The following is a 22,914-nucleotide window of genomic DNA, read 5'->3' on the forward strand; positions in this document are numbered from 1 at the left end:
GGAGGAAGTAGGCTATGCACTCGAACTGGTACCCAAAGAAGGGGCGCGTCATTTTTCATGTGGATATGAATAGTTTCTATGCCTCTGTCGAAGCTGCCTTCGATCCAAGCCTAAAAGGCAAGCCGCTCGCTATTGCAGGAAACCCCGAAGAACGGCGGGGAATCATTGTTACAAGTAGCTATGAAGCCCGAAAGTATGGAGTGAAAACGACTATGCCTCTTGGGGAAGCAAGACGTTTGTGTCCTGATTTGATTGTGATGACCCCGAGGTTCGATCGGTACCGGACTGCTTCCAAAGAAATGTTCAAGATACTTGCAGATGTGACCTCACTCGTACAACCTGTTTCCATTGATGAAGGATATATGGATATCACGGAATGTGCCGATCAAGGGTCTCCTCCTGAAATTGCCGAGCGGATTCAGCAACGTATTAAGAATGAGCTTGACCTCACTTGTAGTATCGGCATTGCCCCGAACAAATTTTTAGCCAAAATGGCATCAGATATGAAAAAACCGATGGGGATCACAATTTTAAGAAAGCGTGACCTGGAAGCCAAATTATGGCCGCTGCCTATTGAGGAGATGTATGGAGTCGGAGGGAAAACAGCAGATAAGTTGCGGAAAATCGGTATCGAAACGATTGGTGCACTTGCTGAACATCCGGTCCTTGAATTGAAAGGCATTTTAGGTATCAATGGCGAACGGTTGAAAAACCGTGCAAACGGGATGGATGATCGCCCAGTAGACCCTGATGCTGTCCATGAATTTAAAAGTATTGGTACATCGACCACTCTGCCTCACGATACCACGGACGATAGCGAGGTTCAGACGGTAATTCGCAGGCTTTCAAATAAAGTAGAAGCACGGATGAAAAATAAGAAAGTGCTCGGAAGAAATATTCAGCTAACCATTCGATATCATGATCGGAAGACGGTAACACGGAGCCGGCAATTGCAGGAGTTTGTCCATTTATCTGATGACCTTTTTAATGTGGCGATGCAGTTGTTTGATGACCATTGGAATCAACAACCTGTCAGACTCCTAGGTGTTACCGCGAGTGACCTTGCTGAAAAATCCGAAATCACCCAACAGCTTGACCTTTTTAACTTTGAACAATACGCTAGTAAAGAGAAGCTTTACAAAACGATGGAAGACCTCGAGGATAAATATGGAAAGAACACTTTTCTTAACTTGAGCAATCCGAGTGATCCCCAGGTGACGACCAGCTTTCAAAAGGATTTTCTTGATGATTTCAAAAAATGATTACCAGGCATGACCTTTCGCCTTCCATCCCATACTAATCGGGAAGGGAGGCTTTTAACATGGGTAGAGATCGTCAAGAAAAAAAGTTGAAGAGATCCGGTAAAGTGCAGTCTGATCGCGATCAACAATTGAGTTATCCAGGCGCAACTGCCTTGGAGGGACCAGAAGCAGCCAGGGAACGAAGGTAAGCAAATGAGGAGGCAGATGTTATGGGAAGACGGATGGGACCAAAACAGCAGGAGCAACCGAATTTACCCCTTGGACCGAAGCAAGCGTATGGCGAGCCGGCCCAGGGTTCTCATAAAGTGAAAAACGCGAATCACTCGCGACAAAAGCAAAAAACTTCTCACGACATGTGATTCAAAAGGCAGCCGCTAACGGCTGCCTTTTATTTTGGAGACTATTTTACTGCACCTTTATACTGGAAGGAATTTCTATATTAAAATTACTGGCACAATGCTGGTTATATCTGAATGATGATCATAAAAATCTGTGTTTTGCACAAGCTAGTGGGTGAGGAGGTTGAGAACTATGCCAGAACGAATTGTCGCAGTTAGAAAAAACGGGCAAGGAAGCATTATTGAAATGCAGCTGTCGTCAGGTCAAGTGGTTGATTATAAGCAAGCACACGATATGGCGCGCAGTGGTGAACTGGAACACGTGAACCTCATCCGAGGCAAAGATGGAGAAGACCATCTGCGCAGTGAACCAGATGGCATACAATCCAACAACTTGGACAACCTTCCATCTTTTTAAGAGAAAACCCAGGCAAAGCCTAGCGCTTGTCTGGGTTTTCTTTTTCGTTTTATATACACACATTACCAGACGGTGATAGAAACTCTATTGTTGGTTTTTATCCGTGAATCGGGAAATTTTATGATAAATAATGAAATATATACATAAAAATATTTCAAAAGTAATTGACTTATCTTTTCATTGTTGTACACTGAAAATGAAATATATAATGGTATTTATTACAAAACTTTTAATTGGGGATGATGGGATGACAATCTTCGCGGATCAAGTCAATAAAACATACCAAAGCGGAGAAGTGACGGTGAAGGCATTACGAAATGCTTCGCTGGAAATACCAGACAATAAGATTGTTACTATTCTTGGTCCTTCGGGTTCAGGGAAATCAACTTTATTAAACGTTATCGGAGGCATCGACCGTTACGATTCTGGATCCATAAAAGTTGGAGAAACTGTATTAGAGGATTTGAAAGAACGTAAACTTACTGATTACAGAAGAAAATATGTCGGGTTTATTTTTCAACAGTATAATTTGATCCCCACACTTACTGTGGAAGAGAACGTAGAAGTTGGCCTGGAATTGAGTCAACAGCCGCTTGAAATGAAAGATATATTACAAAAAGTAGACATGTGGGATAAGAAAGCCAAGTTTCCATATCAATTAAGTGGCGGGGAACAACAGCGTGTGGCAATTGCTCGTGCACTGATCAAAAATCCAGAGATTTTATTGTGTGATGAGCCGACTGGAGCTTTAGATGAAGAAACTGGAAAAAACATTTTAAAATTATTGAAGTTTGTAAATGAACAATATGGAACGACCGTTTTAATTATCACCCACAACCAGGGTATCGGTGAAATGGCTCACTATGTCATCCGGATGAAAAGTGGCGAAATCGTGGAATCTTATGAAAACGAAGAACGCCTCGATCCAGAGCAGGTGACATGGTCATGATTCTGAGAAAGTCGGTTTATCGTACTTTAAAAGAAAAGAAATTCCAATATGCAGGTGTAACGGTTCTCCTTGTTCTATCTGTTATGTTGTATGTTTCACTTTCCATAGCCATATCAACACTCGAGGAGAGAAATAGTACATTTTCAGCCGATTATAAGCAGGAAACTTTTCATTTCGTAACCGGTGAAGAAGTGACAGAAGACCAGCTGAGCTCATGGGAAAAGGAATATGATGTAACTCTTGAAAAACGAAATTCTACAGATCTTACCGTTGATGGGGCCACCCTTCGTTTATTTACCGAAACAACGGAAGTAAATATACCTTATATTTCAGAAGGAGAGCTTCCTTCTCAAGAGGGGGAAGTGGCTCATCTAAAGTATTCGCTGAAAAAAACGGATATAACATCGGAGACTCTGTTGCTCTTGGAGACCCTGAAGCAGAGGTCACTGGGTTTGTCTACTTGCCTGATTATATTTACATGGTCGAGCAAATGAATGATTTACTGGCTGATGCGGAAAAGTTCGGGGTTGGATTGGCTTCCCCCGATACTTTTGCCCAATTAGATAATCAAGTTCAAACCGGAGTTTTGGGATGGTCGGATCATGGACAAATACCGAATGGTTTCCAGGAAGCGATAGGCGAAGAGGTCTCTTTACTACAATTCGTAAAAGCAGAGGATAACCCTCGCATCGGTTTCGTGGAGACAGAAATCGAAGGCGCAAAGAGTATGAACACGACACTGCCATTGTTCATTCTCGCTTTGTCGATTGCAATGGTACTGATGCTTATGAAACGTCGTTTAGAAATGCAGCGCAAAGAGATCGGAACCCTGATGGCACTTGGATACAGAAAAAATGAGTTACAACGCCATTATTTTAGGGTATGCGTGGGTGATCGGATTAGTAGGAACCCTCGGGGGTCTGATTGCTGGAGCTGGTCTTTCTGTTCCTTTATCCAACATTTATGCGAACTATTTCAATTTACCAGCCCTTTCCTTGTTCGATTGGAATCCGATGGTGCTCGTAATCGGGCTTGTCATACCTCTTTCATTACTTATGGTTCTAACGGCATTCGTCATCCATCGTTCTTTGAAAACCGAACCGTTGACATTGCTACGCCCAAAAGAAATCCCCACAGGTAAGAAATCATGGCTGGAAAAGCTGCCATTTTTTCAAAAGGGTGGATTCATCCGTCGTTTCCGCCTCCGGCTAATGGTAAGGAGTAAAGCCAGGAGCTTCTATATTTTTATTGGTGTGATGTTCTCTACCATACTCCTTCTGTTTGGTTTGATTACCTACAATAGTATGGATCAGTTGGTGGAGACGACATATAAAGATATCCAAACATACCAATATGCGGTCCACTATAAATCATTGCAAACGGACAATACAGAAGATGCTGTGAGTCCTTTTACAAAGAATGAATTGAGTGTGGAAGACAACGAAGTGAAGATTAATGCCTTTGGTATCGAAAAGGATACGGAGTATGTTCAACTTCTTGCTGAGGAAGAGCTTCTAAATCCTCACCTATCTGAGGGAGTCGTTATCAGTGCCCCATTAGCTACGATTCTTGGTGTGAGTGAAGGAGATTCAATCACCTTGGAAAATTCGCTTAATGATGACACGATTACGGTCGAGATCGCAGGAATAGCTGATCTTTACATTGGCAATAATCTCTATATGCCTCGTAGTGAGCTGAACAGTTTTCTAGGATTTCCTGGTGCTGCTTATTCAGGAACCTTTCAAGAAGAAGCCCCGACGGCATCGGAAGAGATTTATATGGTAGAAGATAAACAAAAGGCGATTGCCAGTTTTGAGTCAACAACAGGCGCGACACGTGCATCGGTTGCAGGAATGGCCGTATTCGCCATTTTAATCGGGGTTATTGTGCTAACATTGCTTACCAATTTAATCGTAGAGGAAAACTCGCCATCCATTTCCCTTTTCAAAGTGATGGGATATCAAGATAAGGAAATATCAAAACTTGTATTGAGTGTGTATACCCCTATAGTTTTGCTTTCTTATTTCATATCCATTCCGCTGGCAAGTTTAAGTTTGGAACAGACTATGAATACACTAGTTAAAGAGACCGGTTTCCTTATGCCGACAGATGTAGCCTGGTGGATGGCAGCGATAGGTTTCGTTGTTATTATGTTGACTTATTGGTTGTCCCTCACTTTATCTAAACGGAAATTGAAGAATGTTTCTTTGCAGGAAGCTTTGAAAAAGTATCAGGATTAGAGAATATCTAAGTCGCACGCAAAAAGGTTGAATCGCGCGCAAGAAGTCTGAGACACGCAAAAACGCCAAGTTGCACAAAAAAAGCGAGCTCCCTATGCTCGCTTTTTATTTATCCAAAAATTCTTTTCAAGACTGCCATCCCTAGCTGCGAACCAGGGTATCGGAAGTTTTGATCAAAACGGGTAGTCTGTTTTGTAATACTTTTTTCGTGTGTGAAAGTATCAAAACTTCTTTTTCCATGATAGCTCCCCATCCCGCTTTCGCCTACTCCTCCAAAAGGAAGGTATGGATTGATAATATGATAGAGGGTGTCGTTGATGCAACCGCCGCCAAAGGAAATAGAATGGAGAATTCGCTGCTGATCTACTTCATTTTCACCAAAATAATAAAGGGCGAGAGGTTTCGGTCGATCATTGATTTGGTCAATCACTTCATCAAGGCTACTATAAGTTAGGATAGGAAGGACAGGACCGAAAATTTCCTCTTTCATGACAGGATCATCCCATACGACTTGATCCAGAACCGTTGGTGTTATTTTGCGTGTCGCTTCATCTGTCGATCCTCCGACCACAACCGTGCCAGAATCTAAGTAGGAAGATATGCGCTCAAAGTGAGATTGGTTGACGATTTTTGTATAATCCTCGTTATCTAACGGATTTTTTCCATAAAACTGTTCGATGTACTTCTTCATCGCATGAATAAGGTCAGTTTTCACTTCATGATGAACATAGAGATAATCCGGAGCGATACAAGTTTGTCCAGCATTGGTGTATTTGCCCCATACGATACGTTTCGCGGCCAGCTCGATGTTCGCATCTTTATGGACGATGGTTGGACTTTTACCGCCAAGTTCAAGCGTAACAGGGATGAGTCGTTTGCTCGCTTTTTCCATAATGATTTTACCGACAGGCACACTTCCCGTGAAGAAAATATAGTCAACAGGCTGTTCCAATAGTTCCTGTGTGACATCTTTATCTCCCTCAATGACAGAGATATAGTGAGGGGGAAAGTATTGCTCTATCATCTTTTTCAGCACCCAGGAGACGGTCGGTGTCAGTTCAGATGGCTTGATGATCACTGTGTTTCCAGCAGCAATCGCTCCGATTACCGGTGCAAGGGCTAATTGCACAGGGTAATTCCAGGGAGCGATGACGAGTACGGTACCATAAGGTTCTTTACGGATAAAGTTTTTGGACCCTGTATGAGTGAGCGGTGTTTTTACTTTTGTCGGTTGCATCCATGATTTCAGCTGTTTCACATGGTGATCGATCTCACTTTTCAAGAAGGCGATTTCGGATGCGTAGGCTTCATACTCGGACTTGTTCAGGTCAAATTTCAGTGCATTCAAAATCGGCTTTTCAAACGTTGTCAGCATTTTTTTCATTGTCAAAAGCTGTTCTTTACGGAACGCATAACTTTTCGTCTGTCCCTCGTTGAACCAGGACTTTTGTAACTTGACTGTTGCGTGCATGAGAAGCCTCCTTCATTGATTGCGTTTGATGGTGTGTTGATAAAAGTCAAAAGCAATGGTCGTGTTCGGAAATATGGTCCGTGCTTCATCGCTCAGCTGTTGGACAGCATCTCCTTGATAGCGGGAAGACAGATGGTTGAGAATCAATTCACCGACATTCGCTTCTTTCGCTAACATGGCAGCCTGCTTGATCGTCGAATGGTAATAATCATGAGCCATTTCCTCTTCATCCCCTGCGAAGGTTGCTTCATGGACCAGGACGTCAAAATCCTGCAACACTTCTGCAAGCGGAGGCAAGTATCTTGTATCTCCGAGAATGGCAATCTTACGGCCTTTTTTCGGTGGTCCAATAACATCATCACGCCGAATGATTGTCCCATCCTCAAGCTGGGTGCGGGACTGACTTTTTATCTTTTGATAAATGGGGCCAGGTTTGACACCGAGTTCTTTTAGCTTGTCTGGCTGCAGTTCTCCAAGTTTATCTTTTTCTTTTAAAATGTATCCATAACTATCAAGTCCATGTTCTAATTTAATCGCTTCTACTACAAATTGCTCGTCCTCGAACAATTCTCCTTCTTCTACTTCTTCCACGTGTAATGGATAACGAAGGTGGGTCCCGCTTATTCGCAGGCTAATATCAATGTATTCTTTTAACCCACGAGGACCATATACCGTTACAGGTGTTTCGCCACCCTGGAAGGAGCGGCTGCTTAGTAATCCGGGCAGTCCATAAATATGGTCACCATGCAAATGAGTAATGAAAACAACTTCAATCCTTCGTGGTCGTATGTTCGTATTCAATATTTGTTGCTGTGTTCCTTCCCCACAATCGAAGACCCATGTGGTTCCGCGTTCTTCAAGTAAGCAGAGAACAAGGGAAGAGACGTTACGTTCTTTTGAAGGGACTCCAGATCCCGTACCTAGAAAAAATAGTTCCATAGCCAACACTCCTACTCCTAACATCATACCACCAGAAAGGGAAGAACACACTTGAAAAGGAAAGAAAAAAGTGTAAGGAGAGTTCATCAATAGAGGTTTATCAGAATCTTGCCGTCCGGAGTGTTGGATGCAGGAGAGGACGAAGAACGGAGTCGTTTGTGATATGTCCCCGTCCGCTCCCAGAATGGACCCAATACCGAGATGTTTCCTGAAAAATAAAAAAACTGCCGGAAATGCTCCAGCAGTCAATATAAATATTCGATTTTCACCACAAAACGCTTGTTTTTCATTTTCAATAGAAATCCCTCATGATTACCAGGCTCTTGTATACTGTCTCGGACCTTCTAGATCATAACCGAGTTCATCAGCTGCTTGTTTAGGCCAATATGGATTTTTCAGCAGGGCACGGGCAAGGAAGATAAGGTCGGCACGTTCATTTTGCAAAATTTCTTCCGCTTGATTTCCGCTGGTGATCAAGCCGACTGCTCCCGTATCGATACCGGCGCCATGTTTAATGCTTTCTGCAAAGTTCACCTGATAACCAGGGTACGGCTCGATCGTTGCAGGAACCACACCCCCGGAGCTCACATCAATCAAATCGACGCCCTGGGATTTCATTTCTTTTGCGAAAAAGATGAAATCCTCCATGGTATTGCCTTCTTCATGATATTCTTCTCCAGATATCCGGACGAACAATGGGCCATCCCATTCTTGTTTCACAGCAAAAATCGTTTCTTTCAAAAAACGATAACGGTTTTCACGGGAGCCTCCATATTCATCGGTCCGTTTGTTTGTAAGAGGGGAGAGGAACTGGCTGATCAAGTATCCATGTGCTCCGTGAAGTTCAATCAAATCGAAGCCAGCAAGTTTCGACCGACGGGCACCCTCACGGAAAGCCTCGATGGTCCGTTGAATATCAGAGACCGCCATTTCCGTCGGCACCTTCATTGATGAACTGAAGGCTTCCGGACTCGGTGCGAATATCTCATCCTTAAGGTTCGCTTTACGTCCGGCGTGGGCCAGCTGAATTCCTGCTTTTGCGTCATGGCGGTGGATTCCTTCATTTATCTTTTGTAAACTTTCTATATGAGCATCATCCCATATACCAAGATCTTCATGAGAAATTCTTCCCTCAGGTAAAACGGATGTCGCTTCTGTGATGATTAATCCTACTTGTCCGGCTGCCCGGCTTTCATAGTGGGCAAGATGGAATGGCTGGGCATGACCGTTCTGGTCATATGCAGAATACATGCACATGGGTGACATGACGATACGGTTTTTTAATGTAAGGTCTTTTACTGTATAAGGTTCGAATAATTTGTATTTCAAAGTCTGTCCTCCTCAGAGCTTCGGAAAAATTGTTTCCGTTCTTTTAGTGAGTAGCGGTTTCCCTGTCATTGGATGTTTCCACGAAACTATTTAAAGAACGAGTGCTCACGTCACCATATGAATGAGCAAAAAGATGAAAAACGATAACATTAGGATTGGTTCTTGAATGAATGAGTGGTTAAAACCATATAAACAAAATAACAAAACAAGGTTGATTGCGCTAATGATTTGAACATTAGTGTTTGCAATATTTGCTGGATCAATGATTTTTTTCCTTCAGCTGACAGGGTTGGCGGTTACCGGGATAGCGCCAAGCCGGACTGTGGATCTATATCTTTCGATTGTGCGCTTGTTCCCATTCCTATTGCATCAAAAAGGGTTAAACTTAAAATCATAGCTCTTATTTATTTCGCCGCTTTTTGGAAAGCTCCCGATATTCAATGGCCTGATGAGGAACATCTGTGAATATTCCGTGCACCCCTAGTTGAAAGCACTTCTTCATCATAGCAGGACGGTTGACCGTATAAATTCTCAAGCTAAGGTTTTCTTTATAGCAGCGTTTTACTAATTTTTTATCCAGCAAACGATGCTTTACATGTAAAGCGTTACAATCGAGCGACCTTGCATACTGAGGGAGATTACGCATATTCGTCGATGTCAAAAAAGCCGTTTCAATGGATGGGTTGATCTCTTTCATGCGGAGGAGGGAATCAGAATTAAAACTTGAGATTGTGGTGCGTTCCAGGACGTGATATCTCTTGAGAGATTCATAAACGATACGCTCAATATTTTTATATTCGATGACATTCGTCTTCAGCTCGACATTCAGAAACATCGGCTGGTCGCGAAACCAGCGTAAAAACTCGTCCAATGTTACAATATATGTGCCAGAAAATTTAGTGGAAAACCAGCTTCCTGCATCAAGCAGGCGCAGCTGAGCATATGTATAGTCTTGTACAAACCCTGTACCATTCGTGGTGCGACGGAGGTTTTCATCATGGATGAGAACGGGAATTTGGTCTTTAGTAAGTTGGACATCGGTTTCGATTCCATCAGCCCCGGCAGCTCGTGCCAATTCGAAAGCAGGCATCGTATTTTCAGGAGCCAGCTTACTTGCTCCACGGTGAGCAAAAATCATTGTTTTCACCAAGTGACATTCACCTCTTCCAAGTAGCTTATGAGTTTGATTGTGTTTGATAATCCAGTAAAAGTCAATAAGGAGTGTGGTCTCATGGCTGTATGGCAGACAAAAGATCAGTTGACAGAATTGCTATGTTCTCTCGTTGAATACCCTAGTATCACGAATAGTGACGAAGAAATAGCTATCATTGAATACTTATATTATATTTTAGAAGATCGTGATTATTATAAAAAACGACCAGAGCATCTTAATTTGCACCCTCTGGATGATGGTCGTCAACTACTTACCGCATTAGTGAAAAAAGGGGAAGCAAAAGAAACGCTCGTATTGATTTCTCATGTCGATGTTGTGGGTATAGAAGATTATGGGTCCTACCAGAACCTTGCTTTCTATCCGCGCGAGCTCACCCAGGAGCTACATAAGAATACCGATGATCTACCGAAAGAAGCAGTACGTGACCTGGAGTCTGGCAGCTGGCTGTTCGGACGTGGAACGATGGATATGAAAGCAGGCCTGACAGTACAGCTTTCTCTATTAGAAAAAGCGATGGCAGGGGAATTCGAGGGAAACCTTTTGCTGGTAGCGGTTCCCGATGAAGAAGTCAACTCAGAAGGGATGTTGGCGGCATTGCCGGCTCTCGCTGAAATTAGAGACAAAGAAAACCTTACCTACAAAGGCGCCCTCAATGGAGAGCCGATGTTCAGTAAATACCCCGGCGATCCTGCTTATTACTTATATACAGGATCCATTGGCAAAGCTTTGCCTGGCTTTTTATGTTACGGAAAAGAAACGCACGCAGGGGAGCCATTTGGAGGCTTGAATGCAAACTTGATGGTCAGCTACCTGGCTCAGGAAATGGAGTTGAATGAAGCTTTTATTGAAAAAGTGGGAGGAGAACGGACACCACCACCGCTCAGTCTCATGCAGCGTGATTTGAAGTTTGAATACTCAGTGCAGACGCCACAAGCGGCTGTCGCTATGTATAACGTCCTTTATATGAAACAGACAATCAAGGAACTCAATGACAAACTATTACAGGCGGCTCAGCGTGCTAAAGCGAAAATCATCAACCATTATCATCACCAGGCCTCTTTTTACCTGGAAGGCTCCCAAACATCCGCATTCAATCCGGATATTACAATATTGACTTATGATCAACTGTACAAAGAAGCTGTCGATCGGTATGGGAAAATGGAGGTCGATCGTCGTCAAAATCGTCTCGTTAAGCTAAGGGACCAGGGCGACCGTGATTTTTCTACAACCCTTGTTCAAAGTCTAGCGTCTTTATGTAAAGATATCAGTCCGATGATTGTGCTTTTTTACAGTCCGCCTTTTTATCCGGCGGTGTCATCCCATGATGACCCTTTTATCCAGCAAGGTGCTAAAGTAGCAATGGATTATGCGAAAGAAACCTTTGATGAAGACATCGAAGTCGTAGAATATTTTACTGGCCTTTCGGATTTAAGCTTCATTGGCCCGACATCTGCAACTTCTTCCTTGTCTGATTTGACAAAGCAAATGCCGATTCATGGCAATGGTTTTGAGTGGCCGACAGAAGTGATGGAATCGATAACAATGCCGATCATCAACATTGGTCCGCTTGGGAGAGACCCGCATCAATGGACCGAACGGCTGGAACTTTCGTACAGTTTTGAAAAACTTCCTAAAATCTTAACAAAAGTCATCCATGAAATGTTCAAATAAAATTCCTTTACAATGGGGACTAAGGGGAGGTGGGGGATGGGCCGCTTTCCCGGGGGAGACGTCAAGCCTCTGAATGGAGAGATGAACTGACCATGATTAATATATTATTGATATAATAGCCAACCACAAAAAAGAGTCCGGAAGTTAACTTCCGGACTCTTTTTAAGATGAATTAACCATTGTAATAGAAGCCTGCTCCAGGTCCGATTTCGGCACCAGGAATGAGCATCCAAATGAGCAGCATAAGAATCCATACGATGGAGAAGATGATGGAATATGGAAGCATTGTCGAGATCAGTGTACCAATTCCGACTTTCTTATCATACTTCTGTGCGAACGCGATTACGATCGCAAAGTATGGCATTAATGGTGATATAATATTCGTTGTAGAATCGGCAATCCGGTAAGCGAGTGTTGTAAGTTCCGGAGAGTAGCCGAGCTGCATCATCAATGGAACAAATACTGGAGCCATGATTGCCCATTTGGCAGATGAACTTCCGATAAACAAATTGATGAAACCAGCAACGAAAATGAACGCAATGATCAACCCTATACCTGTAAACCCAACAGAATCAAGGAATTCCGCACCGCTGACGGCTATGACTTTTCCTAAATTCGTATGGTTAAAGTAAGCAACGAATTGACCGGCAGTGAAAGCGAGTACGATGTAAATCCCCATGCTCGCCATCGTTTCTGACATTTGGTTTGCTACATCTTTATCATTTTTGATTCCTCCAGTGATTTTACCATAGACATAGCCAGGTACGAAGAACATGATTAGAATGACTGGCACTAAGCTATGGAAAAATGGAGAAGCTAAGAAATCATCAGGGTTGCGCAATGGTCCCCAGGATGGTACGACAAGAAGGGACATAAGTCCAAGTGTCACGATAAGTGCGATCAGCGCACCGATCATACCTTTTTTCTCAATTGGAGAAATATAATCGACTTCTTCTTTTACGCCACCTTTGTATTCACCAAGACGTGGCTCAACAAGCTTGTCTGTGACGAGTGTACCGACGATCGTCAATACGAATACAGATGCAATCATGAAGTAGTAGTTCATCGTATAAAGAATTGTATCTGCGTATTCAGGGTCGATGGTTGCCGCTGCCTGGATTGTCAAATCTCCAAGCAATGGGTCTAGAGAGGTCAAAAGTAAATTCGCACTGAAACCTGCGGAAACACCGGCGAAAGCAGCTGCTAGTCCGGCTAATGGATGGCGTCCTAGTCCAGCGAAAAGAACGGCACCAAGTGGAGTCAGCACAACATAACCGGCGTCAGCAGCCATACTGGACATAATTCCGCCGAAGACAAGAGCCGCTGTCATTAGCGAGCGTGGTACGGATGTAACGAGCCCGCGCAGCATTGCACTGATAAGACCAGAACGTTCAGCGATCCCGATACCGAGCATTGTGACAAGCACGGTTCCAAGTGGAGCGAAGCCTACGAAGTTTTCGACCATACTTTCAAAAATATATTGAATGCCGTCATTGGAAAGTAAATTGACGACTTGCAAAGTCTCGCCAGTAGCTGGGTCTTCGACTTCCACGTTCATTGTGGAGAAGATCCAGGAAGCGACGATGACCATGAGTGCAAATATTGCGAACAATGTGACAGGGTGAGGCAATTTGTTACCGACTCGCTCAATCCAGTCGAGTATACGCATTGTCAGCCCTTTCTTTTCTTGTTGTTCCATGATCTTCCTCCTTGTTGACCTTAACATTAATCTAAAATTTACAATAACGCGTTAAAGTATAATGAAAAATAATTTGTATTTGAAGTCTTTTGTTAAAAGTCCCACTAGTAAAAGAATTACTAATTATGTGACGAGTGTGATTTTTGTAATAAGGAAGAAAATATCTGGCAATCATGCTACAATAGAATAAATGAATGATCATTCAGTATGGAGGAAGTGTATGAAAACATTGAAGGATACAATCACACAATTGACGTTGCCAACCCCATACCAGGTCGGTGATGTGCATGCTTATCTATTGAAAGGGGACCGACTTTCTTTAGTCGATGCCGGGGTGAAAACAGAAGAAGCATGGGAAGCGCTTGTACACCAATTGAAGGACGCAGGATGTCGACCTGATGATATTGAGCAAGTGATCCTGACCCATCATCATCCTGACCACATGGGATTAGTAGACCGGTTACCAAATGTCGAGGCTATCGCGGGCCATCCGAAACTGAAACCGTGGCTGGAGCGCGAGGAGGCTTACCTTAACCGTTACGAAAGTTTTTTCCAAAGCATGTATGAGGAATCAGGAGTCCCTGAACATTTTTTCCCATTGCTTAAAGGTCTGAGGAAAACTTTGAAATGGACATCAGAAGGAAAGTTAACCCATGAACTGGTGGAGGGAGATCGTTTACCTGGTCACCACGAATGGATGACGATTGAAACGCCAGGTCACGCTCAGAGTCATATTTCCTTTTTGCGTGACGGAGATGGAGCTTTTCTAGGGGGGGATCACCTTCTTGCCCACATTTCTCCAAATCCGTTGCTGGAGCCGCCTTTTGAAGTGGGGGAAGAGCGGCCCCGTCCGTTATTGCAGTATAGAAGCTCATTGGAAAAATTATTGGATAGAAAAATCGGTACCGTTTATCCTGGACATGGGGAGGTATTCGATTACGCTCATGAACTCATTCCTCAACGCTTGAAGAAGCAGGAGCAACGAGCAGAAAAGGTCTTTGCGATGTTTAGCAATGGCTCGTTACGTGCATATGACGTATGTAAGCGTCTCTTTCCGAAGCATTTCGAATCCCAGTTCGGTTTGACAATGTCCGAGACAATCGGTCAGCTCGATTACTTAGAAAATAGAGGGAGACTGACCACTTCCTTTAAAGACGGAGAGAAATTCTATACAGCGAAATAGGTGATACCAATGAATGAACGAGTCAAAGGAAAGAAAGTGCTGATTACGGGGGCATCAAGCGGAATTGGTGAATTTTTAGCTATTCACGTGGCACGCGAAGGTGGAACACCGATCCTTGCCGCCCGGTCTGCTCACAAACTAGAAATCATCGCAGAAAAAATCGAAGAAGTGTTCGGAATCCAAACTCCATGGTATAAAGCTGACCTATCCAATGATGCGGAATGGAAAGACACGATTGATAGGATTTGTTATGAACATGGATCCATCGATGGACTGATTAATAATGCGGGTATTGCGGTTTTCGATAATGTAGTGGAATCAAATTGGCAGGACATCGACCGGATGTTATCTGTCAATGTAAAGTCCCTATTCCGCACTACACACCAGCTGCTTCCTCACCTGTTACATCATGGAGAAGGGCATATCATCAATATTGCCTCTCAAGCAGGAAAGATTGCTACACCGAAGTCAGCTGTATACTCAGCGACAAAGCATGCCGTAATCGGTTTTACGAATGCTTTAAGAATGGAAGTCGAACCGAAAGGCATCTATGTTACCTCGGTTAATTTAGGACCCGTCCGGACGAAATTCTTTCAACAAGCGGATCCAAGTGGCAAGTATGAAAAGTCAGTCGATAAAATCATGCTGGACCCCAACCGTGTGGCAAGGACGGTCGTCGACTGCCTGTTTACAAAACAACGTGAAATCAATATGCCCTCCTGGATGGATTCAGGAAGCAAAGTATACTCTCTTGCCCCTGTAACAATGGAGAAACTTATGCAAAAACAATTCAATAAAAAATAATCCCCCCTCTTTCCCAAACGGAAAGAGGATTTTTCAAGCGTTGCATTGGAAAAAAATGGGTGACCTGGTACGTAAGTATATGGAAACCTGGTTGTTTGGAAATATTTGTATGACCTGGTCTGACAGGAAGTGGTAGAAAGAATTGGCACTTGAAAAAGGGAACATATATTCGCATAATGGTTGTATACTAATAAAAGGAGGTGGAGACGACATGGACAATCCGAGCATCGACTATAGCAGATACCAGGACAGGGGGATTCTGTGTGTCGATATGAAGAGCTTCTATGCTAGCTGTGCTGCGATTGATCGCGGACTTGATCCGCTCGAAGTTCCGCTTGCTGTTGTCGCGGATACGAACCGGAAAGGAAGCGTTGTACTTGCGGCTACTCCTATGATGAAAAAGAAATACGGCATCCGCACAGGCAGCCGTCTATTTGAAATTCCTTCTGCACCGGAAATCGTCATCGTCTCCGCGCAAATGAAAAAATATTTAGAAGTATCGACCCAGGTGACAAACCTTTTCCACAAATTCGTCCCGAAAGAAAACATCCATACGTACAGTGTAGATGAAAGTTTTCTTGAAGTTGGGGATAACAAAGGGAAGTTCGGCATTCCCGAAGAAACGGCCCAAATGATTGTATATGAGCTGAAGGAGACGTTCCATCTGGATGCAGCAATCGGAATCGGGCCGAATATGTTACTTTCGAAATTGTGTTTGGACTTAGAAGCGAAAAAAGAAGGAATTGCGCGCTGGACGTATAATAACTTTCAAGAGAAGTTGTGGCCGGTCGCACCGCTGTCTGAAATGTGGGGCATCGGTCCGCGTCTCGAACATCGTTTGAACCGGATGGGAATCTGGTCTGTCGGTCAACTGGCAAAATTCCCTCTCAATCGTCTGGAAAAATCCTTCGGGGTCATGGGCAACCAGCTGTACTATCACGCGAATGGTATTGACATGTCCGATCCAGGTGCACCGATCATCCATGGCCAGGTGAGTTATGGAAAAAGTCAAATATTGCTTCGTGATTACCATAACCCGGAGGATGTGAAATATGTCATCCTTGAAATGTGCGAAGAGGTCGCGCGACGTGCCCGTAAGAAGGGGCATGCCGGACGAACGATTTCACTCGGCATCGGCTACAGTAAAAGCGAGGGAGCGGGAGGTTTTCACCGATCCGTATCCATTGAGCATCCGACAAGCATCACGATGGATATTTATCACGCTTGTCTCACCTTGTTCCAACGCTTTTATAATGGCGGAGTCGTCCGGCGCATCTCCATCACTCTCGGAAACATTACGGAAGATGGAGATATACAACTGAACTTGTTCGAGGATGGGCGCGATAAGAAACGGGACCTTGGCTATGTCATGGATGAAATTCGCGAACGTTACGGCCAGGATATGCTGTTGCGTGCTGTGTCCTGGACAGACGCCGGAACAGCCCTTCACCGTAGTCGTCTTGTTGGTGGGCACTACGCGGAATAAAAAAGCAGAACCGTTGCCTCGAATGCAAGGTTTTTTTTACAATAGAAGAAACAGGAGGGATGACCGATGAAATTACGCATTACCAATGAAGCGAAACAACAACTGGAAAAGATTCAGGATCCTGAACGCCCGCTTATCCGACTATTTTATGATACAGAGGGGTGTGGCTGCGGGGTGAACGGGCTGCCGACCATCCGTTTAGAAAAAGAAGAGCGGGATACTGACCGAACAGTGGAAAATGACGACTATTCCGTAATCATTGATCAACAACAAGCAATCTTTTTCAAAAAAGAGATGAAACTCGATTTTATAAAAGGTACCTTCCGTTTGTCGAGTCCCGATGGCATTCTGAACCCGATCATCCCAATAAAAGATGTGAAAGAAGGAGCGACCGTATGAGCAAAAAAAAGCAACAGTCCGGTTCCCTTGGCGACCAGTTGAATGCGGATGTATTGTCTAAGCTCCAGTCTAAAAAGTCGGAGCTGAAACAACAGGCAGTTGAGCGTGAAGAACAAGAGAAGAAACGTCGAATGGAAGAGCGTAAACGCCGGGAAGCGAACAAAAGTTTTGAAGAATTGCTGAACGAAAGCGATCTTGATTGGAAGTCATTCAAAAAATAAGCACTCCGCCATAGGGGTGCTTATTTTTTGTTTGATAGAAGAATTATTCAACAATATGGCAGTATTCTGGAAGACTCGATTTCGAGACTTTTATTGGGAATAAGGGTCGGTGGGGGATAAGTCTCTTTCCGCGGGGAAGACGGCAAGCCTCCTCGGTCACTTCATGATCTTTGGTGTCTCGCCAGTCCATCCTTTCCCGTTCTTACACCTGGATGACCCCACATTCCAATGGATTACATAGGTCATACGTGTGCTATCCAGCTCTAGTGCCTAGCGGCTAGTGAGACTTCCCTCGCTTCTGTACGATAAGTCAACATCGAATCACTACGCTCTTCGTGTTTCCTTTATCTCCTCCAGCTCTAGGCTAGTTCCAGTGTCTAGCCTCTCGAGGTCTTAGGCCTCACAGGAAGCGGGGTCGTTCGGTGTTGCAACAGGACGTTGCGAACTTAACCGAACTTCTTTACTAGTCATTTCAGAAAGAAGAACACTCCCTGTAATGATTGTTCTTAAGCTTGTCGAGGCTGACCAAGACACCTCCACATTTGAATGTCCAGTCCATACGCCGCTGATTGAGGCGCTTCCGCTTTTAAAAAATTAGGAGTCTCCTCATCCCCCACCTCCCCTTGCCGTAAGAGTTACTCGAAATCGCCCACCAACAACTCTGCCATGAGAAAGTCGAAATACCACTTCAGGCATGTGATTACAGCAATGTCCTCTGCATACAACTCTCGTACTTGAAGGTGGTTTCGAGCCCCTAAACTCCCATTAAAGTCTCGAAACTGAGTCTTCCATTAAAGGGAGCTATTATGTTAGAGCTTTATGGTGAGTTTTTTCAGAAAAGTTGAAACATCCGGTGTGGATCGCTCGTATGGAAAGGTAGGAGTGATTAAGTTGGTCGATTTTATTCTTGTATTTATCATCGGAACCGTGGGTGTAGGACTAGCTGTCATTGGTTGCATACTAGCCTTCCTAAACAATGCGCGGAGACCTGATCACGAAGAGCGGATTAGGCAGTTGGAGGAAGAAATAGAAGGATGGAAGAGTGACCAGGATGACGTGTAAAACATGCAATCGCAGGTGGACGTTCGGTCAAATCTTTTCAAAGATGCATCCAGCATATTAGTAAAAGGGTGAGACAATGAACTTTCAATATAGCAATACAACTATTTGGAGAAAAAAAGCGATAGGGTCTTTGCTAAACACAGTTACAAGTTTAGTACCTCTGGGATTAGCTCTTTATTTGAATGGGCGTGTCGAGAAATTTATAGTTATTATGACCGGGGCTATTTTTCTATTAGGCCTCTGGCAGATGGTCCATTATATGAGAATGCCCGAGCGTGACTATGTTCATTTGGAGGAAGGCATCATTGATATCCGTATTGGAATCGCCGACCCAAACACCCGTCTTTCAAATGAAGAAATTAAACATATCCAGCAGATCGATGATGTTATTTCTCTTCAATCCGATAGAGGGGAGGAAGAAAACATTTACTTAGAAAACTTATCAAATGCAGATAAAGAGTCTTTATTGACCGAATTGGAATATCGGTACGGAAATCGCATGCATAGAAGTAATCAATCAGCATGATAGACATTCATTTACGTAGGCATTTGTAGACATCCTTGCTGCTTTATACGGTGGACCTTACTGGGAGAGGGAGAAAAATATGAACAAAACGACAGAACATAACAGTAAAGCGTGGGATAAAAAGGTAGAAGAAGGTGTACGTTACACGAAGACTGCCCCCCGCGAAACGATAGAAAAAGCAAAAAAAGGAGAATGGTCGATTGGAGTTACAGCTGACCGCCAAGTACCAAGAGAATGGTTCCCAAAATCGATGAAAGGCGTGAGCGTGCTTTGTCTCGCATCGGGTGGCGGACAGCAAGGGCCTATTCTCGCTGCAACTGGCGCAGCCGTTACGGTTTTCGATTTGTCAGAGCGCCAATTACAACAGGACCAGCGGGTAGCGGATGAAGAAGGACTTGATCTCTAAATAGTAAAAGGGGACATGACAGATTTATCTGCGTTTGATAATGAATCATTCGATATAATCGTCCATCCGGTTGCTAATGTGTTCATTGAAAACGTCCGTCCCGTTTGGAAAGAAGCGGCTCGTGTTTTAAAAGAATGAGGGACCCTCATTTCTGGTTTTATGAACCCGGTTTTGTACCTTTTTGATGATGAAAAAGAAGAACAGGGGGAACTGGAAGTGGCACATACGATTCCTTATTCTGCACTTGAGGAAGAAGAAGTGGTGGAAGGGGAGGCGCTTGAGTTTGGCCATACATTAGAAGATCAGCTACAGGGTCAGACGGATGCGGGGTTTGTGATTGCCGGTTTTTACGAAGATGACTTTGGTGGCGGACGGACCATCGATCAATATATCAAAACAATGATAGCGACAAAAGCAGTTAAAACCAGGTTATAAAAAAGGACACTACAATGAAGGTCAACTCATCTGTGAGAGTTGGCCTTTTTTATGATTTTAGGCACATCCATGTTAATAAGCTGGAAAATCCAAAAAAAATAGTGAAAAATGGATTTGATATATTGAGGAGAAGAAGGGATTTCAGGCTTTTAAAAGAATATACAACAGAAGAAGGAGGGAGAGAATGATGACAAAATTAATCCGTATCGGAACTATTTATGTACCAGTCCTGGATGTCGACTTTTCTGCTGCATGGTATGAGGAAAAGCTGGGGGCATCGGTCAATTATAAAGATAAGGAGAAGGCGATTGTTGACCTTGCCAATGTGAGTGTCTTTTTAGTGAAAGCAAACAGGAATCAATCAGCCAATTTTAAAGACAATCAGGGGAACGAATGTTTTTCAGCGACCTTTGAAGTAGATGGAGAAGAAGAATTGGTGGCCCTACATAAAGATTTACGAGAGAAAGAGGTTAAGACAGGTGCAATCGAGGATCGCGGACACCCAGGAAGAAACTTTGTGTTTTTTGACCCGGATGGAAATATGTTTGATGTCTGGAGTGAGCTAAGTAGGAATTCTCAAAAATGATCAAGAGAAAAAATCCTGAGTCAGGGAGAGATAAGTTTTCACAATAGTAGTTATTCCGCGTTCTTCCCGTCGCAGTCTCCGCATGCGGTCCGTAAATTGATATGTTTTTTACCGAACACTACTCCCGTGAAATCTTAAACTTCGCCTGTGCAGCGAATTCAATCTCCTCTAACGTTCGACAGTACACAGGTTCAATCTCTCCACTGAGTTCTTTCGTGTTTTTTTTCATCAAATCAAGTACTTGGACACTAGAAAACCAATCCCCAGGCTCCGCTACTGCATGCACCCAGTCTGCCCAAGCATCCGTAAGAAAAGGACTGTAAATCTTTGGTCCAGATTGTTGTCTCCGGCAAGGGCTGACAGGCATTTCATGGATCTGCCCTGGTGGAGTCTCACTCACTGTATTGAAAAGCTGCGGCCAGAAATCCTTTCGTGAGCCAGTATGCGGATGTGTAGAGCACCATTGCACGATTTGATTCAAGCGACTCCGGACACTATAAAGCAACTCATAGAGAGAACGTCCCAAATAAACCCGTTCTTCGACAGCGGAAAAATGGTGGACCGTGCCTCCGACAAGCTTTGTCTTTTGTTGAATAGGAGTTACATAGGGAAAAAGGATATGATTCATTGCGAGCACATCCTGTAACTTGAACATCATTTTGTCTGTAACCGTGGTCATATATTGATGGTTCCGAACCACCCGTTCCTCGATATAATGTTGTTCATTGACAATCAATGCTTTCGTCAATTCTTCGCTCCGCCCATTTTTCCAAAAGCGGTCCCAAAATGGGCGCATGAACTTTGATACTCCCAGAGCATCCAGGAGATGAAAAAGAGGCCTTCCATGATGGAGGCTTGCTTCATAAAGGAGGAGCTGAGGGTAAGCATCCTGAAAAATCAACCAATTGCCGCGCTCTAGAAACACAAAGAAATCCCTCTTCTCTTTTCCAGTGAGAAGCTTTGGCAAATATTCGCCTTTCAGGTCAGTCATGTTCCATCCGGCGTTTCTTGAGACAAGATGAGCGAGGAGTGCCCAGTCGATTTCCTGGTGTTTGGAAAAATAATGAAAGTAGGCATTTGTCCGTGTAACATTATTTTGATTCGCTTGTTTTGTATCTTTCCGAATTTTTTCTACAAGCTCGTTTTCTTTTTCCGATAAAACGACAGGCTTCGTTTTCCAAGCCGCTTTCAATTCCTTCTTCAATGGACGCCATTTGGATGAGAACATACCGATACACCTCCTACTATGAATGTATTCTAGCCATTGGATAACATGATTATCTTAGTATTCGCCCCATCCTTTTTGCTATGTAAAAAAAGGAAGGAATTACAAGATAGATAGCGAATTTACAAAAGAGGAGGAACGAAATGAAAATTCCTTTGACGAAAGAAGAGAGGGTCAAACTTAGGCAGCATAAAATAAAAATAGCAGCACTTGCGGATTTATCGACTGACCAATTGACTGCTGTATTAAAAACGACGGAACAGCGTGCCAAAACAGTAAGGGGGCTTGCTTCGTTCCAGAGTGTACCTTCCGTCGGTCTTCAGCTTGCCGAAAAAATGGTTGATCATCTAGGGTTCACTTCCCTTGATGAATTAAAAGGAGAAGATGCCGCCGAATTATTCGATCAACTGGAAGCCAGTATGGGAGTATGGACAGATGCTTGTGTGGAAGACCAAATCCGCTGTCTTGTCTATCATGCTGAGAACCCGGACAGCAAGAAGGTATGGCACGAATTCACGAGAGAACGGAAAGCGTATCGTAAACACCATGGATATCCTTCTACAAGACCCGGAACCCCATGGTATGAAAAAGAGGAATGCTAAATGATTACGTTCCGGACGATTGATTTAAACAAAGACCGTACTTCTCTTATCAACTTTCGGAAAGATTCCTTTATTGTCAGTTTTGGCAATCTGGTGGGATTTCATGAAGGATCCTATTTAGCTTATGTTCTCGAAAAAATTGAGCAGTACCCAGACGGGTTCGTGATGGCGGAGTTGGATGGAAAAGCAGTTGGCCAGCTTGAACTATCTGTCAAAGAGTATCAGGGGCGGAAGATAGGATATGTTCATTTGTTCTACTTAGTTCCAGCACAACGCGGTTCAGGAATCGGGAACGAACTTTTCACCTATGCGATGAATTTTTTCAAAAAACTTGGCTTGGATGAATACCACTTGCGTGTGGCGCCACAAAACCATAGAGCACGTCGTTTTTATGAGAAGCATGGGATGAAAGAAATCGGTCCTGAACTTGATGGGAAAGTGATTCGAATGCAAGGGTTTATCACAACATCCATTTAGGAGGGAAATGAC

Annotated in this window: 25 protein-coding genes and 1 pseudogene; 20 read left to right on the top strand and 6 right to left on the bottom strand. The window is 43.7% G+C overall.

All coding sequences use genetic code 11. The features are described from left to right. Positions 1-14 precede the first annotated feature (14 nt). The 7 genes from BMZ58_RS01990 to BMZ58_RS02020 all read left to right on the top strand — a co-directional run bounded on the left by BMZ58_RS01990 (position 15) and on the right by BMZ58_RS02020 (position 5,207). Entirely contained in the window at positions 15-1,262 is a 1,248-nt protein-coding gene (locus BMZ58_RS01990; protein WP_075034867.1) for a DNA polymerase IV, read from the top strand. Between the two features lie 59 nt (positions 1,263-1,321). Further along, a complete protein-coding gene (locus BMZ58_RS01995) occupies positions 1,322-1,450 on the top strand; it encodes a YpzI family protein (RefSeq protein ID WP_075034868.1) in 129 nt (42 codons plus the stop codon). A gap of 21 nt (positions 1,451-1,471) precedes the next feature. Then, the gene (locus tag BMZ58_RS02000) at positions 1,472-1,621 is read left to right on the top strand and encodes a small acid-soluble spore protein P (protein ID WP_075034869.1); all 150 of its coding nucleotides are present in this window, start codon (positions 1,472-1,474) and stop codon (positions 1,619-1,621) included. A 172-nt stretch (positions 1,622-1,793) separates the two neighbouring features. Further along, entirely contained in the window at positions 1,794-2,018 is a 225-nt protein-coding gene (locus BMZ58_RS02005) for a DUF3892 domain-containing protein (RefSeq protein WP_208601386.1), read from the top strand. A gap of 196 nt (positions 2,019-2,214) precedes the next feature. Further along, positions 2,215-2,967, top strand: coding sequence for an ABC transporter ATP-binding protein (locus BMZ58_RS02010; protein WP_244151469.1), 753 nt, complete (start codon positions 2,215-2,217; stop codon positions 2,965-2,967). After that, a complete protein-coding gene (locus BMZ58_RS02015; protein WP_075034871.1) occupies positions 2,964-3,461 on the top strand; it encodes a hypothetical protein in 498 nt (165 codons plus the stop codon). Before BMZ58_RS02010 ends, BMZ58_RS02015 begins: the two co-directional genes overlap by 4 nt. 345 nt (positions 3,462-3,806) lie before the next feature. Beyond that, positions 3,807-5,207: an ABC transporter permease gene (locus BMZ58_RS02020; RefSeq protein WP_208601387.1), complete on the top strand. Its 1,401-nt coding sequence runs from the start codon at positions 3,807-3,809 to the stop codon at positions 5,205-5,207. 109 nt (positions 5,208-5,316) lie between these two features. Here the strand turns inward: BMZ58_RS02020 and BMZ58_RS02025 are convergent, their stop codons facing one another. The 4 genes from BMZ58_RS02025 to BMZ58_RS02040 all read right to left on the bottom strand — a co-directional run bounded on the left by BMZ58_RS02025 (position 5,317) and on the right by BMZ58_RS02040 (position 10,093). After that, on the bottom strand, positions 5,317-6,678 hold the full coding sequence (locus tag BMZ58_RS02025) for an aldehyde dehydrogenase (RefSeq protein ID WP_075034873.1): 1,362 nt from the start codon (positions 6,676-6,678) through the stop codon (positions 5,317-5,319). Positions 6,679-6,690: 12 nt separating this feature from the next. Further along, positions 6,691-7,617, bottom strand: a complete 927-nt coding sequence (rnz, locus tag BMZ58_RS02030) for a ribonuclease Z (RefSeq protein ID WP_075034874.1) — start codon at positions 7,615-7,617, stop codon at positions 6,691-6,693. A 312-nt stretch (positions 7,618-7,929) separates the two neighbouring features. Next, positions 7,930-8,946 (bottom strand): NADPH dehydrogenase NamA, encoded by a 1,017-nt coding sequence (gene namA, locus BMZ58_RS02035; RefSeq protein ID WP_075034875.1) that lies wholly within the window; start codon positions 8,944-8,946, stop codon positions 7,930-7,932. 400 nt (positions 8,947-9,346) lie between these two features. Continuing rightward, entirely contained in the window at positions 9,347-10,093 is a 747-nt protein-coding gene (locus tag BMZ58_RS02040) for a glycerophosphodiester phosphodiesterase (RefSeq protein ID WP_075035099.1), read from the bottom strand. An 84-nt stretch (positions 10,094-10,177) separates the two neighbouring features. Here BMZ58_RS02040 and BMZ58_RS02045 point away from each other — a divergent pair, with 84 nt between their 5' ends. Next, on the top strand, positions 10,178-11,791 hold the full coding sequence (locus tag BMZ58_RS02045) for a M20/M25/M40 family metallo-hydrolase (protein ID WP_075034876.1): 1,614 nt from the start codon (positions 10,178-10,180) through the stop codon (positions 11,789-11,791). A gap of 172 nt (positions 11,792-11,963) precedes the next feature. On the opposite strand, the gene BMZ58_RS02050 is transcribed toward BMZ58_RS02045, so the two are convergent. After that, a complete protein-coding gene (locus BMZ58_RS02050; RefSeq protein WP_075034877.1) occupies positions 11,964-13,490 on the bottom strand; it encodes an AbgT family transporter in 1,527 nt (508 codons plus the stop codon). Between the two features lie 220 nt (positions 13,491-13,710). On the opposite strand from BMZ58_RS02050, the gene BMZ58_RS02055 reads away from it, so the two are divergent. The 10 genes and pseudogenes from BMZ58_RS02055 to BMZ58_RS02090 all read left to right on the top strand — a co-directional run bounded on the left by BMZ58_RS02055 (position 13,711) and on the right by BMZ58_RS02090 (position 20,598). Then, positions 13,711-14,673 (top strand): MBL fold metallo-hydrolase, encoded by a 963-nt coding sequence (locus BMZ58_RS02055; protein WP_075034878.1) that lies wholly within the window; start codon positions 13,711-13,713, stop codon positions 14,671-14,673. A 9-nt stretch (positions 14,674-14,682) separates the two neighbouring features. After that, complete coding sequence (locus BMZ58_RS02060) at positions 14,683-15,477, top strand: SDR family NAD(P)-dependent oxidoreductase (RefSeq protein WP_075034879.1); 795 nt, start codon at positions 14,683-14,685, stop codon at positions 15,475-15,477. A gap of 211 nt (positions 15,478-15,688) precedes the next feature. Further along, the gene (locus BMZ58_RS02065) at positions 15,689-16,963 is read left to right on the top strand and encodes a Y-family DNA polymerase (protein ID WP_075034880.1); all 1,275 of its coding nucleotides are present in this window, start codon (positions 15,689-15,691) and stop codon (positions 16,961-16,963) included. Between the two features lie 66 nt (positions 16,964-17,029). Beyond that, positions 17,030-17,362, top strand: a complete 333-nt coding sequence (locus BMZ58_RS02070; protein WP_075034881.1) for an iron-sulfur cluster biosynthesis family protein — start codon at positions 17,030-17,032, stop codon at positions 17,360-17,362. Further along, a complete protein-coding gene (locus BMZ58_RS02075; protein ID WP_075034882.1) occupies positions 17,359-17,583 on the top strand; it encodes a YqkE family protein in 225 nt (74 codons plus the stop codon). The genes BMZ58_RS02070 and BMZ58_RS02075 overlap by 4 nt, the downstream gene beginning before the upstream one ends. An 822-nt stretch (positions 17,584-18,405) precedes the next feature. Further along, complete coding sequence (locus BMZ58_RS20925; protein WP_167360004.1) at positions 18,406-18,645, top strand: hypothetical protein; 240 nt, start codon at positions 18,406-18,408, stop codon at positions 18,643-18,645. A gap of 76 nt (positions 18,646-18,721) precedes the next feature. Next, a complete protein-coding gene (locus tag BMZ58_RS02080) occupies positions 18,722-19,171 on the top strand; it encodes a hypothetical protein (RefSeq protein ID WP_075034883.1) in 450 nt (149 codons plus the stop codon). A 79-nt stretch (positions 19,172-19,250) separates the two neighbouring features. Beyond that, positions 19,251-20,012: pseudogene (locus BMZ58_RS02085) on the top strand (class I SAM-dependent methyltransferase). Between the two features lie 14 nt (positions 20,013-20,026). Beyond that, entirely contained in the window at positions 20,027-20,200 is a 174-nt protein-coding gene (locus BMZ58_RS20930; protein WP_167360005.1) for a hypothetical protein, read from the top strand. Continuing rightward, the gene (locus BMZ58_RS02090; RefSeq protein WP_075034884.1) at positions 20,197-20,598 is read left to right on the top strand and encodes a VOC family protein; all 402 of its coding nucleotides are present in this window, start codon (positions 20,197-20,199) and stop codon (positions 20,596-20,598) included. Before BMZ58_RS20930 ends, BMZ58_RS02090 begins: the two co-directional genes overlap by 4 nt. A 118-nt stretch (positions 20,599-20,716) precedes the next feature. Here the strand turns inward: BMZ58_RS02090 and BMZ58_RS02095 are convergent, their stop codons facing one another. Then, positions 20,717-21,826, bottom strand: coding sequence for a DUF2515 family protein (locus tag BMZ58_RS02095; protein WP_075034885.1), 1,110 nt, complete (start codon positions 21,824-21,826; stop codon positions 20,717-20,719). 140 nt (positions 21,827-21,966) lie between these two features. Between BMZ58_RS02095 and BMZ58_RS02100 the strand changes: the two genes are divergently transcribed. Together BMZ58_RS02100 and BMZ58_RS02105 are read left to right on the top strand one after the other, a co-directional pair. Then, positions 21,967-22,425 (top strand): helix-hairpin-helix domain-containing protein, encoded by a 459-nt coding sequence (locus tag BMZ58_RS02100; RefSeq protein WP_075034886.1) that lies wholly within the window; start codon positions 21,967-21,969, stop codon positions 22,423-22,425. After that, the gene (locus tag BMZ58_RS02105) at positions 22,426-22,902 is read left to right on the top strand and encodes a GNAT family N-acetyltransferase (RefSeq protein WP_075034887.1); all 477 of its coding nucleotides are present in this window, start codon (positions 22,426-22,428) and stop codon (positions 22,900-22,902) included. It begins immediately after the preceding gene. Positions 22,903-22,914: the final 12 nt, after the last annotated feature.

Origin of the sequence: Halobacillus dabanensis, assembly GCF_900114165.1 — a bacterium.
Taxonomy (GTDB): Bacteria; Bacillota; Bacilli; order Bacillales; family Halobacillaceae; genus Halobacillus; species Halobacillus dabanensis.

Excerpts from the sequence above, each read along its gene's own strand:
- BMZ58_RS02000 (WP_075034869.1), top strand. The coding sequence starts at position 1,472 with ATGGGAAGACGGATGGGACCAAAACAGCAGGAGCAACCGAATTTACCC.
- BMZ58_RS02045 (WP_075034876.1), top strand. The coding sequence starts at position 10,178 with ATGGCTGTATGGCAGACAAAAGATCAGTTGACAGAATTGCTATGTTCT.
- BMZ58_RS02005 (WP_208601386.1), top strand. The coding sequence starts at position 1,794 with ATGCCAGAACGAATTGTCGCAGTTAGAAAAAACGGGCAAGGAAGCATT.
- BMZ58_RS02025 (WP_075034873.1), bottom strand. The coding sequence starts at position 6,678 with ATGCACGCAACAGTCAAGTTACAAAAGTCCTGGTTCAACGAGGGACAG.
- BMZ58_RS02015 (WP_075034871.1), top strand. The coding sequence starts at position 2,964 with ATGATTCTGAGAAAGTCGGTTTATCGTACTTTAAAAGAAAAGAAATTC.
- BMZ58_RS01995 (WP_075034868.1), top strand. The coding sequence starts at position 1,322 with ATGGGTAGAGATCGTCAAGAAAAAAAGTTGAAGAGATCCGGTAAAGTG.
- rnz (WP_075034874.1), bottom strand. The coding sequence starts at position 7,617 with ATGGAACTATTTTTTCTAGGTACGGGATCTGGAGTCCCTTCAAAAGAA.
- BMZ58_RS02095 (WP_075034885.1), bottom strand. The coding sequence starts at position 21,826 with ATGTTCTCATCCAAATGGCGTCCATTGAAGAAGGAATTGAAAGCGGCT.
- BMZ58_RS02070 (WP_075034881.1), top strand. The coding sequence starts at position 17,030 with ATGAAATTACGCATTACCAATGAAGCGAAACAACAACTGGAAAAGATT.
- BMZ58_RS01990 (WP_075034867.1), top strand. The coding sequence starts at position 15 with ATGCACTCGAACTGGTACCCAAAGAAGGGGCGCGTCATTTTTCATGTG.
- BMZ58_RS02105 (WP_075034887.1), top strand. The coding sequence starts at position 22,426 with ATGATTACGTTCCGGACGATTGATTTAAACAAAGACCGTACTTCTCTT.
- BMZ58_RS02060 (WP_075034879.1), top strand. The coding sequence starts at position 14,683 with ATGAATGAACGAGTCAAAGGAAAGAAAGTGCTGATTACGGGGGCATCA.
- BMZ58_RS02055 (WP_075034878.1), top strand. The coding sequence starts at position 13,711 with ATGAAAACATTGAAGGATACAATCACACAATTGACGTTGCCAACCCCA.
- BMZ58_RS02010 (WP_244151469.1), top strand. The coding sequence starts at position 2,215 with ATGAAATATATAATGGTATTTATTACAAAACTTTTAATTGGGGATGAT.
- BMZ58_RS02065 (WP_075034880.1), top strand. The coding sequence starts at position 15,689 with ATGGACAATCCGAGCATCGACTATAGCAGATACCAGGACAGGGGGATT.
- BMZ58_RS02090 (WP_075034884.1), top strand. The coding sequence starts at position 20,197 with ATGATGACAAAATTAATCCGTATCGGAACTATTTATGTACCAGTCCTG.
- BMZ58_RS02080 (WP_075034883.1), top strand. The coding sequence starts at position 18,722 with ATGAACTTTCAATATAGCAATACAACTATTTGGAGAAAAAAAGCGATA.
- BMZ58_RS02075 (WP_075034882.1), top strand. The coding sequence starts at position 17,359 with ATGAGCAAAAAAAAGCAACAGTCCGGTTCCCTTGGCGACCAGTTGAAT.
- BMZ58_RS02100 (WP_075034886.1), top strand. The coding sequence starts at position 21,967 with ATGAAAATTCCTTTGACGAAAGAAGAGAGGGTCAAACTTAGGCAGCAT.
- BMZ58_RS02050 (WP_075034877.1), bottom strand. The coding sequence starts at position 13,490 with ATGGAACAACAAGAAAAGAAAGGGCTGACAATGCGTATACTCGACTGG.
- BMZ58_RS20930 (WP_167360005.1), top strand. The coding sequence starts at position 20,027 with ATGAAGGTCAACTCATCTGTGAGAGTTGGCCTTTTTTATGATTTTAGG.